At 68.9% G+C, this 12864-nt stretch carries 8 protein-coding genes; 5 read left to right on the top strand and 3 right to left on the bottom strand.

The genetic code is table 11. The annotated features are described in order from the left end of the window. Window positions 1-11: 11 nt before the first annotated feature. Together OG985_RS11835 and OG985_RS11830 are read right to left on the bottom strand one after the other, a co-directional pair. The gene (locus tag OG985_RS11835) at window positions 12-707 is read right to left on the bottom strand and encodes a glycoside hydrolase family 75 protein (protein ID WP_371668254.1); all 696 of its coding nucleotides are present in this window, start codon (window positions 705-707) and stop codon (window positions 12-14) included. A 200-nt stretch (window positions 708-907) separates the two neighbouring features. After that, window positions 908-1744 carry an aldo/keto reductase gene (locus OG985_RS11830; protein WP_371668253.1) on the bottom strand — a complete coding sequence of 279 codons (837 nt, stop codon included), beginning with the start codon at window positions 1742-1744 and terminating at the stop codon, window positions 908-910. Window positions 1745-2157: 413 nt separating this feature from the next. Here OG985_RS11830 and OG985_RS11825 point away from each other — a divergent pair, with 413 nt between their 5' ends. From OG985_RS11825 to OG985_RS11805, 5 genes are read left to right on the top strand one after another with little or no spacing between them, the layout of a single operon-like run. After that, window positions 2158-3351 (top strand): glycoside hydrolase family 105 protein, encoded by a 1194-nt coding sequence (locus tag OG985_RS11825; protein WP_371668252.1) that lies wholly within the window; start codon window positions 2158-2160, stop codon window positions 3349-3351. A gap of 4 nt (window positions 3352-3355) precedes the next feature. Continuing rightward, window positions 3356-4147, top strand: coding sequence for a Tat pathway signal sequence domain protein (locus tag OG985_RS11820; RefSeq protein WP_371668251.1), 792 nt, complete (start codon window positions 3356-3358; stop codon window positions 4145-4147). A gap of 12 nt (window positions 4148-4159) precedes the next feature. Then, complete coding sequence (locus tag OG985_RS11815; protein WP_371668250.1) at window positions 4160-7417, top strand: glycosyl hydrolase family 28 protein; 3258 nt, start codon at window positions 4160-4162, stop codon at window positions 7415-7417. Continuing rightward, a complete protein-coding gene (locus OG985_RS11810; RefSeq protein WP_371668249.1) occupies window positions 7414-8844 on the top strand; it encodes a glycoside hydrolase family 27 protein in 1431 nt (476 codons plus the stop codon). Before OG985_RS11815 ends, OG985_RS11810 begins: the two co-directional genes overlap by 4 nt. 11 nt (window positions 8845-8855) lie before the next feature. After that, window positions 8856-10886 (top strand): PQQ-dependent sugar dehydrogenase, encoded by a 2031-nt coding sequence (locus OG985_RS11805; protein WP_371668248.1) that lies wholly within the window; start codon window positions 8856-8858, stop codon window positions 10884-10886. Between the two features lie 29 nt (window positions 10887-10915). Here OG985_RS11805 and OG985_RS11800 read toward each other — a convergent pair whose 3' ends face one another. Continuing rightward, window positions 10916-12742, bottom strand: coding sequence for a long-chain fatty acid--CoA ligase (locus OG985_RS11800; RefSeq protein WP_371668247.1), 1827 nt, complete (start codon window positions 12740-12742; stop codon window positions 10916-10918). Window positions 12743-12864: the final 122 nt, after the last annotated feature.

Genomic DNA, 12864 nt, shown 5'->3' with positions numbered 1-12864 from the left:
TGCCTGTTACCTCAGTTGTTCTGCAGGAACTGCTTCGCCAGCCGGTCGCCGAGGGTGACCGCCGCGCTGTGGCTCTCGATGGGGGAGACCTGGGAGTTCTTGAACAGGATGTAGGTCACGCCCGAGTCGGTGCCGCCGGTCTCCGGGTTGCTGTCGATGCCGAGGGCCTGGGCGGTGGCGTACGAGGCCTCGCCGATGATCTTCGTGGGGCCGGTGTCGCCGACGACGGCGTACTCGACCTTGCCGTTGTAGATCACGGCGACCACGCCGCCGCCCTTGATGCCCGCGCCGGAGTAGTTCCAGGTGCTGCTGGAGCTGGGCACGACGACGTACGGCAGTGAGTCGGCCTTGAGGGGCTTGCCGTTGGACTGGTGGAACGCCGTGTCGTCCTGGTACCAGGGGTCGGTGTCCTCGTTGCACTTCGAGGTGCGCTGTCCGTCGCAGTCGATGTCCATGTCGGCCTTCCAGAACACCGCGCCGTTCTTGCCGCACACGGGGACGGTGGCCGACGTCTCCTCGTCGGTGCGGTACTTGCCGTTCGAGATCTGCTGACAGGACGTCACCTTGGCGAGCAGGTCGGCCGCGCTGACCGAGCCCTCCTGGGTGGACGCCGGTCCCGCGGTGCCGGACGCCTGTGCGGGCAGCACGCCGGCGGCGAGGAGTACGGCCCCGGAGGCCGCGGCGAGGGTCAGTGTTCGTATGCGCACGGTGGGGGAACCCTTCTGTTAGGAAAGTTTCCTTACTGGGTTGCCGTACAAGGTGGCCCCGTCCGCATGTCCGCGTCAAGCCCTCGACGCGTGTCGCACGGAAACTCGGCCGACCGTCGCGGGGCCGTCTCCGCGTCCGGTGGGGAGCACGGCCGAGGCCGCCCGCCCCGGAGGGTGAGCGGCCTCGATCGGTGCTGCTGTCAGCCCGCGTTGAACGTCGACGGGTCGGGGCCCAGCCGACGGTCCTCGTTCAGCGCGCTGATCGCCGCGAGGTCCTCGTCGTCCAGGCTGAAGTCGAAGACCTCGATGTTCTCCTTGATCCGGGACGGCGTCACGGACTTCGGGATCACGACGTTGCCGAGCTGGAGGTGCCAGCGCAGCACCACCTGGGCCGGGGTGCGGCCGTGCTTCTGGGCGATGGCGACGATCGCCGGGACCTCCAGGAGGCCCTTGCCGGAGCCGAGCGGCGACCAGGCCTCGGTCGCGATGCCCTGCTCCGCGTGGTACTCACGGGCCGCACGCTGCTGGAGGTGCGGGTGCAGCTCGATCTGGTCGACCGCCGGGACGATCGACGTCTCGGCGATGAGCCGCTTCAGGTGCTCCGGCTCGAAGTTGGAGACACCGATCGCGCGGACACGCCCGTCGGCGTGGAGCTTCTCGAACGCCCTGTAGGTGTCGACGTACTTGTCGCGCTCCGGCGCCGGCCAGTGGATCAGGTACAGGTCGACGTAGTCCAGGCCGAGCTTCTCCAGCGAGGTGTCGAACGCCCGCAGGGTGCTGTCGTAGCCCTGGTCGGTGTTCCAGAGCTTGGTGGTGACGAACACGTCCTCGCGGGGCACGCCGGAGGCGGCGATGGCCTTGCCGGTGCCCTCTTCGTTGCCGTAGATCGCCGCTGTGTCGATGCTGCGGTACCCGGTCTCCAACGCGGTGGCGACCGCCTGCTCCGCCTCGTCGTCCGGCACCTGCCAGACGCCGAAGCCCAGCTGGGGCATCTCGATGCCGTTGTTGAGGGTGATCGGGGGGACCTTGCTACTCACGAGCTCTTGATCCTTACGGTTGTCGTCGGGTGTACGCCCCATAGTCAACGATCACAGGCCGTGATGCATTCCTGACCGCGGATTCCGTCGGGACTGACCGGCCGGTCAGTGCCGGGGACGCGAGATTGGCCGGAAATGCATCCGACGTCATCGGTCCGGACCATTGACCCCGACGCATCATGACGCAACTCTGTATGGCGCTGTCGAACGAGTGACTGAACTCGGTGCATCCATGTGAACACATGACGAGTACCGAGCTGGCCTGGTCTTTCCGTACCCACCCCGCTCCGGAAAGCAGGTCCGCGCTTCTGAACAAGACCATGACCCCGACCCCGTAGGCGGAAGATCTCGTTCACCAGACATCCGATGAAAAGGTCCGGCAAGGTCCCCGCCCCCTGTCGAGAGGGAGGAGCATGAGACGCCGACGCCTGTCCCCGGCGCTGACGGCCGCCGCCCTGGCCGCCGTCACCCTGTCCGCTCTGCCGGCGGCCGTCCCACCCCCGGCCGCCGCAGCGAGCGCGCTGCCCGCGAGCCGCCCGGCCGCCGCCCCCGACCGGTCCGTCGCCGTCGTCGACTCGACCACGGCCCGCTACACCCCGAGCACCATCGGCGGCTGGTCGTACCCGGTCGGCCTCTACCTCTACGGCCAGTACCTCACCTACCGGCGCACCCACGAAGCCCGCTACCTCGCCTACATCAAGGACTACGTCGACCGCTTCGTGAAGAGCGACGGCACGATCGAGCAGTCCTTCAACAGCCTGGACAGCATGCAGGCCGGCCGGCTGCTGGTGATCCTGCACCACGAGACGGGCCAGGACCGCTACCGCAGGGCGGCGAAGAAGATCCGCGACCGTCTGAACACCTATCCCCGCACGGCCGACGGCGGCTTCTGGCACGCCGACACCGCCAGTCGCGCCCACCAACTCTGGGCCGACGGCGTCTACATGGTGAACCCGTTCCTGGTCGAGTACGGCAGGGAGTTCGGCGACAGCGCCTACGCGAACGACGAGGCCGCGCAGCAGCTTCTCGTCTACGGCAGTCATCTGCAGGTCGCGAACGGACTGCTCCGGCACGCCTACGACGAGTCGAAGAGCGTGGGCTGGGCCGATCCGCAGACCGGGCTCGCCCCCGAGCACTGGTGCCGTGCGGTCGGCTGGTACTCCATGGCGATCGTCAACGTCCTGGACGCGATCCCCGCGAGCCATCCGCGCCGGGCGCAACTCCTCGGAATTCTGAGGAAGTTGGCCACCGGTCTGGAGAGATACCAGGACCCGGCGACCGGACGCTGGTTCCAGGTGATCGACAAGGGCGGGCGCGAGGACAACTGGACCGAGACGTCCTGCTCCAGCATGTTCACCTACGCCCTCTCGCGTGGCGCCCAGCGCGGTTACCTCGACCCGCACTACGCGGCCGTCGCCCGGCGGGGTTACCAGGGCGTCCTGGCCAAACTCTCGACCGGCGCGGACGGCCGGACCGAGCTCGCCGACATCTCCGTCGGCACGAACGTCGGCGACTACGCCTACTACGCCGCCCGCGGCCGGGCCACGAACGACTTCCACGGCCTGGGTGCCTTCCTGATCATGAACGAACAACTGCGAGGTGATTAGTGTCATGAGCACATCCAGAAGGGCGCTGTTCGGCGCCGCACTCGGCGGCGCGGCGGCAGCCGCGGTCGGCCTGCCGGCCGCGACCACGGCCCAGGCCGCCTCCTGGCAGCAGAAGTGGGCCCCGTCCGCGAGCGGAGACGGCCTCGGCGCCTTCGAGACGATCGAGGACGACCGCGCGGACTCGCACCCCGCCGGGCACCCGCACATCTACGCCACCGGCAACAACTGGCGCTTCACCATGCACACCGTCGACCGCGACACGTCCACCGACCGCCAGCGCCAGGAGGTCACCGGACTGCGCAACGGCAGCGGCAGCAACTACCTCAAGTGGACCTCGGGCCAGACCTGGCGCGTCACGTACTCGATGTACATCCCGAGCTCCCTGAAGGCGACCACCACCTTCACGCACATCATGCAGATGAAGCAGCCCGGGAGCGGCACCTCCCCGATCGTCGTGCAGTCGCTGCGCCGGGTGAACGGCAAACAGACCATCGAGCTGAAGCTCGCCATCGACGACATCCTCGTCGGCCGCACCGACCTCGACCCCCTGCACGACAAGTGGACCGACGTCGACTTCCAGATCAAGGTCGGCAACGGCTCGGCGGGCTCGGTCCGCTGGATCCTCAAGAGCGGCGGTTCGACCGTCATCGACGCGTCGAAGACCGGTGTCGACACCTTCCTGGCCGACCGGGTGCGCCCGAAGTGGGGCATCTACCGCTCCCTCGGCGACACCTCCGGCTCTCTGCAGGACACCTACCTCCTGCTCACCAACCTTCGCGGCTACCAGCTCGGTTGAGGAGCCGTCACCGTGAAACCCCCCACCGTTTCCGGGCGCAGGGCAGGGGCGATCGTCCTGTTCGTCCTCGCCGTCGTCCTCGGACTCACCCAGCCCGTGGCCCTCGCGGCCCCGCCCTCCGTCCCGTCTCCCGCCCCGCGCGCGGCCGCCGTCTTCGACGTGCGTGACTACGGCGCCAAGGGCGACGGCTCCACCAACGACACCCCCGCCGTCAACAAGGCGATCGACGCCGCGAGTTCGGCCGGCGCCGGCACGGTCCGCTTCCGGTCCGGCACCTACAAGTCCAAGAACACCATCCACATGAAGAGCCATGTGACGCTCCAGGTCGACAAGGGCGCCACGATCCAGGGCTCCAGCGCGGACACCTACGACAAGGCCGAGTCCAACCCGTACGACGCCTACCAGGACTACGGACACAGCCACTTCCGCGACGCGATGATCCACGGCGACCGGCTGACCGACATCGGGTTCGTCGGCGAGGGCGTCATCGACGGCATGGGCAACCTGATCACCGGGAACCCGAAGTCCGGCGAGGCCGACAAGATCATCTCGCTGACCCGGTGCGACGGACTCCGGATCGGTGACGGCCTCACGCTCCGCCGTGGCGGTCACTTCGCCGCCCTGATCAACGGCTGCCGGAACGTCACCTCCGACCGCCTGACCATCGACACCGCGAGCGACCGCGACGGCTGGAACATCATCTCCACGACCGGCGTCACGATCACCGACGCCTCCATCAAGGCCAACGACGACGCCCTGGTCTTCAAGAGCGACTACGCCCTCGGCGCCAAGCTGGCCAACGGCCAGGTCCGCGTCAACGACAGCTATCTGTCGGCCCGTTGCTGCAACGCGCTGATGTTCGGCTCCGAGACCTGCGGCGACTTCTCCGACTACCGGTTCGAGAACATCCGCATCGAGGGCGCCGACAAGTCGGGCCTCGGCATGGTGTCGATGGACGGCGCGAACATCTCGGACGTCCACTACCGCGACATCACGATGACGAACGTCCACTCACCGATCATGCAGAAGATCGGTACCCGCAAACGCTGCGGCAACAGCCCCGGTGTCGGATCGATCAGCGACATCACCTACGACAACATCACCGCCACCGGCAGCAGCCCCTCCTTCAGCCCGACCCTGTGGGGCGAGACCGGCCACCGCATCGACGGCGTCACCTTCACGAACGTCGACATCACGGTCCCGGGCGGCAACGGCACCATGTCCACCGCGGTCCCCGGCAACGACCCGAACGACTACAACCCCAAGACCATCGGCACCCGCCCGGCCTACGGCTGGTACCTCCACAACGCGGACCACGTGCGGTTCACCGACAGCTCGGTGAAGTTCGCCGCGAACGACGGCCGGCCGGCCGTCATCGCCAACGCGGCCGACGGCATCCGCTTCACCCGGTTCACCGCCGGTCGCGGCACCGACGCGCCGTTCGACGCGGGCTTCCAGAACGTCACCGGGTACTGCCTGACGGACAGTCACACCACCTCCGGCGGCGCACCGCGGGTGTCGGCCGTCGGGTCGAGCGAGGACTGCGGCACCGCGGCGGCCGGGCCACTCGACCTGGACAATCCCCGCCAGGACTTCCTGCGCGCCTCCGTCGGCGGCCTCTTCCTGCACTGGGGCCTGCGCACCGCGCCCGCCCACACCAGCTGCACCGCCTGGGAGAACGACGTCACCGGCGGCGGCTGGACGCCCGACTACTGGGTGAAGGAGGCGCAGAAACTGCACACGCAGTACCTCGTCCTCGCCACCTTCCACAGCCGCCTGGGCTACGCCCGCCCCTGGCCGTCCAGGATCCCGGGCTCCTGCTCCACCAAGCGGGACTTCGTCGGCGAGCTGATCACCGCCGCGAAGGCCAAGGGGCTGAAGGTCATCCTGTACATGACCGACGATCCCCAGTGGCACGACGAGGGCGGCCACGAGTGGCTCGACTCGTCCGCGTACTCGGCCTACAAGGGCACGAACGTCGACCTGACCACCCGAGAGGGCTTCGGGCGGTTCGGCTACGACAACTTCTTCGAGGTCATGGACCGCTATCCGGACCTCGGCGGCTTCTGGATCGACAACGACAACGCGTACTGGGAGAGCCACGACCTCTACGCGCAGATCCAGCAGAAGCGGCCGGGCTACACCCTCAGCAACAACAACGAGGACACGCCGATCATGGACATGATCAGCAACGAGCAGAAGACGGGAATGTCGCCCGCATACGATTACCCGCAGGCTGTATACACCGCACAGCCCCGGCTGACCGAAGCCGACTTCAAGCTCCCCTCGTCCGGCGCCTGGTGGTACGACGGCTCGGACCCCTCCGTCGACCGTATGCTCACCCTCGGCCGGCTCGTCACCAACGCCGGCTCCTCCGTGAAGGCACTGATGGCCGAGACCGCCCAGGTCAACGGCAGATTCCCGGCCAACCAGGCCTCCTTCAACACCTTCGCCGACTCCTACCTCGACCCCATCTGGGAGTCCCTGCACGGCACCGAGGGCGGCGGCTACCTGTACGGCGGTCTGAAACCCGGCTTCTGGAACGACGGAGCCCACGGCGTCACCACCGTCGCCAAGACCGACCCCAACCGCCAGTACGTGCACGTCCTGACCCCGCCCAGCACGGACGTGCTGCGCATCCGGGACAACGGCTACCGCATCTCCGCCGTCACCGACCTCCGTACCGGAGCGGCGGTCTCCTGGTCGCAGTCGGGCGGCGTACTGACCCTGAGCGGCCTCGGCGGCTGGGACCCGTACGACACCGTCTTCAAGGTCACCACGGCCGGCCGGCAGGGCGTCCTCGCCGGCGTCACGGTGAGCGCGAGCGCGTCGGCGAGCGGCCACGGCGGTCCGGCGGCGGGTGACGGCGCCTACGGAACCTACTGGGACAACGGCAAGACCCTGCCGGTCAGCCTCACCTTCGACCTCGGCTCGGCCAAGAAGGCCCAGTACATCGGGCTCAACCAGCGCGAGGACTCCGTCGCGTACGCCCGCTCGGACACCGAGCAGTCGGCGCGGATCAAGGACTACAAGGTGTTCGTCAGCAACGACGGCTCGACCTGGGGCGGCGCCGTGAAGACAGGCCGGCTGGCAAGCCGGCGTGGAATACAGGGAATCGACCTCACGGCCGTCGACGCCCGCTACGTCCGCCTCGAGGTCGACTCCACCTGGGCCGCCTCCACCGACACGACCCGCTACAAGCGGCTGCGGATCGACGAGGCGTGGATCGGCACCTCCTACCCGACTCCACTGAACGGGGGACAGTCATGACGGGTATCACCCGCGTCAGATCACTGGTCGTGGCCGTGATCGGACTGCTGATCGCCTCGGCGATCCCACTCCTTGCCGGCGCCCGCCCGGCGGCCGCCTCCGACAACGGCCAGTCGCTGCGCCCCGCCATGGGCTGGAGCAGCTGGAGCTTCGTACGCCGCACCCCCACCGAGGCGAAGCTGAAGGCGCAGGCCGACGCCCTGGTGTCGACCGGCCTCAAGGACCACGGCTTCGTGTACGTCAACCTCGACGACTTCTGGCAGAAGTGCGACGACAACGGCTTCGTCGTCGACTCCTACGGCCGCTGGACCGTGGACGCGGCCAAGTTCCCTGGCGGCATCAGGGCCTTGGCCGATTACGTCCACTCCAAGGGCCTGAAGTTCGGCTTCTACGTCACGCCCGGCATCGCCAGGAACGCCGTCATCAAGAACACCCCGATCGAGGGGACCTCGTACCACGCCAAGGACATCGCGGACACCTCGAAGACCGAGAAGAACTACAACTGCAAGAACATGTACTACATCGACTACGGGAAGCCCGGCGCGCAGGAGTTCGTGAACTCGTGGGCCCGGCAGTTCGCCTCCTGGGGGGTCGACTACCTGAAGATCGACGGGGTGGGCAGCCAGGACATCCCCGACGTACAGGCCTGGGACAAGGCCCTGCGCGCCACCGGACGGCCCGTCAACTACGCGCTGTCCAACAACCTTCCGATCGCGGACGCCGCCACCTGGCGTCAGCTCGCCAACAGCTGGCGCACCCAGGGCGACGTCGAGTGCTACTGCGGACCGGGCGCCAACGGCAGCGGCTATCCGCTGACCGACTGGTCCCACGTCTCCGCCCGCTTCGGCACCGCCGCGTCCTGGCAGCCGCACGCCGGTCCCGGTGGCTGGAACGACCTGGACTCGCTGGAGCTCGGCAACGGCGACCAGGTGGGCCTCACCGCCGACCAGCGCCGGTCCCACTTCACCCTCTGGGCGATGGCCGCCTCGCCGCTGCTGCTCGGCACCGACCTCACCCACCTCGACTCCGTCGACAGGGCGATGCTGACCAACGACCGGCTGATCGGCGTCGACCAGGACGGGGTGGCCGCCAGACGCGTCGTCAACAGCGGTGTGCAGCAGGTCTTCAGCAAGAAGGAGAGCGACGGGCAGTACGTCGTGGCCCTGTTCAACACCGGCACGTCCGGCAGCGCGACGGTGCGGGTGACCTGGCCGCAGGTCGGCTTCACCGGGTCCGGTGACGTCACGGACCTGTGGTCGGGCTCCCACAAAGGCGTGATCGCGGACTCCTACAGCGCGACACTGCGGCCGGGCGAGACCCGCCTGATCCGGGTGAAGCCCGTCAACTCCGCGAGCCGCCTCACCCACCGGTCCGCCGGCCGGCAGCCGTACGGCCACCTCGACATCGTCACCCGGCACACGGGCTGAGGGGAACAGCCATGCATCTCGGAAGAGTTCTGCCGTACGGCCTCGCCGTGGCCCTCGCCCTGCCGCTCGTGGGGCTGAGCCGGGGCAGCGCCCACGCCGCCACCGACTACCAGGCCGAGGACGCCCGGATCTCCCAGGGCACCGTGGCCACCAACCACACCGGCTACACCGGCACGGGGTTCGTCGACTACACCAACGTCAAAGGCTCCTACGTCGAGTTCACGGTGAGCGCGGCCTCCGCGGGCACCTCCGCGATCACCTTCAGGTACGCCAACGGCACCTCCGCCGACCGGCCCATGGACATCTCCGTGGGCGGCACGGTCGTCGCCTCCGGCGTCTCCTTCCCGGCCACCGCCGACTGGAACACCTGGGCCACCAGGACGGTGAACGTCCCGCTGGGCGCGGGCTTGGGCACGATCCGCGCGACCGCCGCCACCGCCGAGGGTGGCCCCAACCTCGACCGCGTCGGTGTCGGCGCGGCCACCGACACCCAGGCCCCGACCAGCCCCGGCCGGCCCACCTGCCCGGACCTCGGCGAGGACGGGCTCACGCTGGCCTGGGGCGCCTCGACGGACAACGTGGGCGTCACGGCGTACGACCTCTACGAACACGGCAACAAGATCGGTGAGGCGCCCGGGAGTTCGACCTCGAAGGCGCTGACTGGTCTGACCCCCGCCACCACCTACAACCTGACCGTCATCGCCCGCGACGCGGCCGGCAACACGTCCGCCGCCAGCCCCGTCGTCGACTGCACCACCAAGCCCAGCTCCGACACCAGCCCGCCGACGAAGCCGGGAACGCTGTCCGTCGCCGGCATCACGGCGAACAGCGCCGGTCTGAGCTGGGGCGCCTCGACGGACGACCGGGCGGTCGCCGCCTACGACGTGCGCAGCGACAGCACGGTCTACACCTCCGTCACGAGCGGTACGTCGGCCACGCTCACCGGGCTCGCCTGCGACAGCCCGTACACGCTGAACGTCGTCGCCCGCGACGCGGCCGGCAACCTCTCCCAGCCCAGCAACACCGTCACCTTCACCACCAAGGCGTGTGCGACCGACGGCGGGGTACCGTCCTCGGTCTCGACGCTCTCCACCGGCTGGACCATCCCGTGGGGCATCAACTGGCTGCCCGACGGCAAGACCGCAGTGGTCACCGAGCGGGACGACTTCCGGGTCTGGAAGCTCGCCAAGGACGGGACCCGCACCCAGGTCGGCACCGTCCCGAACACCGTCACCACCAACGGCGAGGGCGGGCTCCTCGGCGTCGCCGTCGGCCCCGGGTGGGCGACCGACCACCACGTCTACTTCATGCACACCGCGTCCGAGGGCAACCGTGTGGTCCGCATGACGTACGACGGGACCCGGCTCGGCGACTACACGATCCTGCTCCAGGGCATCAAGAAGAACCGCTACCACAACGGCGGCCGCCTCGCCTTCGGCCCCGACGGCTATCTCTACGCCGCCACCGGCGAGGCCCAGACGCCCGACCTGGCACAGGACAAGAGCTCCCTCAACGGCAAGATCCTGCGCATGACGACGGACGGGAAGCCCGCCCCGGGCAACCCGTTCGGCAGCTACGTCTACTCCTACGGGCACCGCAATCCACAGGGACTCGCCTTCGACCGCAACGGCCGTCTGTGGGAAGCGGAGTTCGGCAACAGCGCCAAGGACGAACTGAACCTGATCAAGCCGGGCGCCAACTACGGCTGGCCGACCTGCGAGGGCTCCTGCACCGTCGCCGGGATGACCAACCCGAAAGCCACCTGGAACGTCTCGGAGGCCTCGCCCAGCGGCATCGCCATCGTCCGCAACGTCGTCTACATGGCGTCCCTGCGCGGCGAACGCCTGTGGCGGATCCCGATCAACGGGGACGCCGAGAGTGTCGGCACCCCGACGGCGTACTACGTCGGCACCTACGGCCGCCTGCGCACGGTCACCAAGGTGCCGGGCGCCGACCAGCTGTGGCTGTCGACGACCAACTGCGACAACAACGGAGGTGCCGCGGACGGCGCGGACAAGATCCTGCGCGTGAACATCGGCTAGCACCGGCGCTGTACCGCCCCGGGTGAACCCTAGGCGTGGTACAGCGCCTCGACCTCGTCGGCGTACGCGTTCTCGATCGCCTTGCGCTTCAGCTTCAGCGAGGGCGTCAGCAGACCGTGCTCCTCGGTGAACGGCTGGGCGAGGATGCGGAACGTGCGGATCGACTCGGCCTGGGAGACGAGGGTGTTGGCGGCGACCACCGAACGCCTCACCTCCGTCTCCAGGTCGGCGTCGCGCACCAGTTCCGACGGGGTCAACTGTGGTTTGCCGCGCATCGCCAGCCAGTGCTCGACGGCCTCCTGGTCGAGGGTGACCAGGGCCGCGATGTACGGCCGGTCGTTGCCGACGACGATGCACTGGGCGACCAGGGGGTGATCGCGCACCCGCTCCTCCAGCACGCCCGGCGACACGCTCTTGCCGCCCGAGGTGACGAGGATCTCCTTCTTGCGGCCGGTGATGGTCAGGAAGCCGTCCTCGTCCAGCGCGCCGATGTCACCGGTGGCCAGCCAGCCGTCGTGCAGGGTCGCGTCGGTGGCCTTCTGGTTGTTGAGGTAGCCCTGGAAGATGTTGTCGCCGCGCAGCCAGATCTCGCCGTCGTCCGCGATGTGCACGGTCATGCCCGGGATCGGCCGGCCGACCGTGCCGTAGCGGGTGCGCTCGGGCGGGTTGGCGGTGGCGGCCGCGGTCGACTCGGTGAGGCCGTACCCCTCGTAGATGTGCACGCCCGCACCGGCGAAGAACAGACCCAGGCGGCGGTCCATCGCGGAGCCGCCCGACATCGCGTGCCGCACCCGGCCGCCCATCGCGGCCCGCACCTTGGCGTAGACGAGCTTGTCGAAGACCTGGTGCTGCATGCGCAGGGCGGCCGAGGGGCCGGGCCCGGTGCCCCAGGCCTTCGCCTCCATCGCGTCCGCGTACTTCACCGCGACCTCGACGGCCTTCTCGAACGGCCCCGCCTTGCCCTCCTTCTCGGCCTTGCGGCGGGCCGCGTTGAACACCTTCTCGAAGATGTACGGCACCGCGAGGAAGAACGTCGGCCGGAAGGCGGCCAGGTCGGGCAGCAGGGCGGCGGCGTTCAGCTGCGGCTGGTGGCCGAAACGGACTCGGCCCCGGATCGCGGCGACCTGCACCATCCGCCCGAAGACATGCGCGAGCGGCAGGAACAGCAGCGTCGCCGCCTCGTCGCCCCGCTTGGAGTGGAACACCGGCTCCCAGCGCTCGATGACGGTGTCCGCCTCGTACATGAAGTTGCCGTGCGTGATGACACAGCCCTTGGGGCGGCCCGTGGTGCCGGAGGTGTAGATGATCGTCGCGGTCGAGTCGGGGGTGACGGCCTGCCGGTGGCGGTGCACCACCTCGTCCTCGAGGTGGGCTCCGGCGTCGTACAGCTCCTGCAGGGCGCCCGAGTCCAGCTGCCACAGCTGCCCCAGCCGCGGCAGCCGGTCGATGACGGTGGCGATCGTCATGGCGTGGTCCTCGTGCTCCACCACGGCGGCCGTGCACTCGGAGTCGTACAGCATCCAGAAGCACTGCTCGGCCGAGGAGGTGGGGTAGACCGGCACCACCTGGGCGCCGATCGTCCACAGCGCGAAGTCGAAGAGCGTCCACTCGTAGCGGGTACGGGACACGATCGCGACCCGGTCGCCGAAGCGGATGCCGCGCGCGAGCAGGCCCTTGGCGAGGGCGAGGACCTCGTCGCGGAACTCCGCCGCACTCACGTCCCGCCACTGCCCGGCCTCGTCCTTGCGGCCGAGCGCGATGTGCAGCGGGTCCTCCTGGGCATGGTGGAAGACGACGTCGGCCAGTCCGCCCACCGGCGGTGCCAACGCCAACGGAGGGTTGGTGAACTCGCGCAAACCCCGCTCCCCGCTCCTCAGCGCCCGATGGGTGACAATCCGCTCAGCGCCGTGAAAGCTACCCCACCCGGGGACGGGGCGGGAGGGGGGCCGAAACCGAGCAGTGCTCAGGTATGCGCTGG

Origin of the sequence: Streptomyces sp. NBC_00289 (genome assembly GCF_041435115.1) — a bacterium.
Lineage (GTDB): Bacteria > Actinomycetota > Actinomycetes > Streptomycetales > Streptomycetaceae > Streptomyces.
Note: the sequence above shows the minus strand (reverse complement) of the source record. Positions and strands in the feature narration are given on the sequence as shown.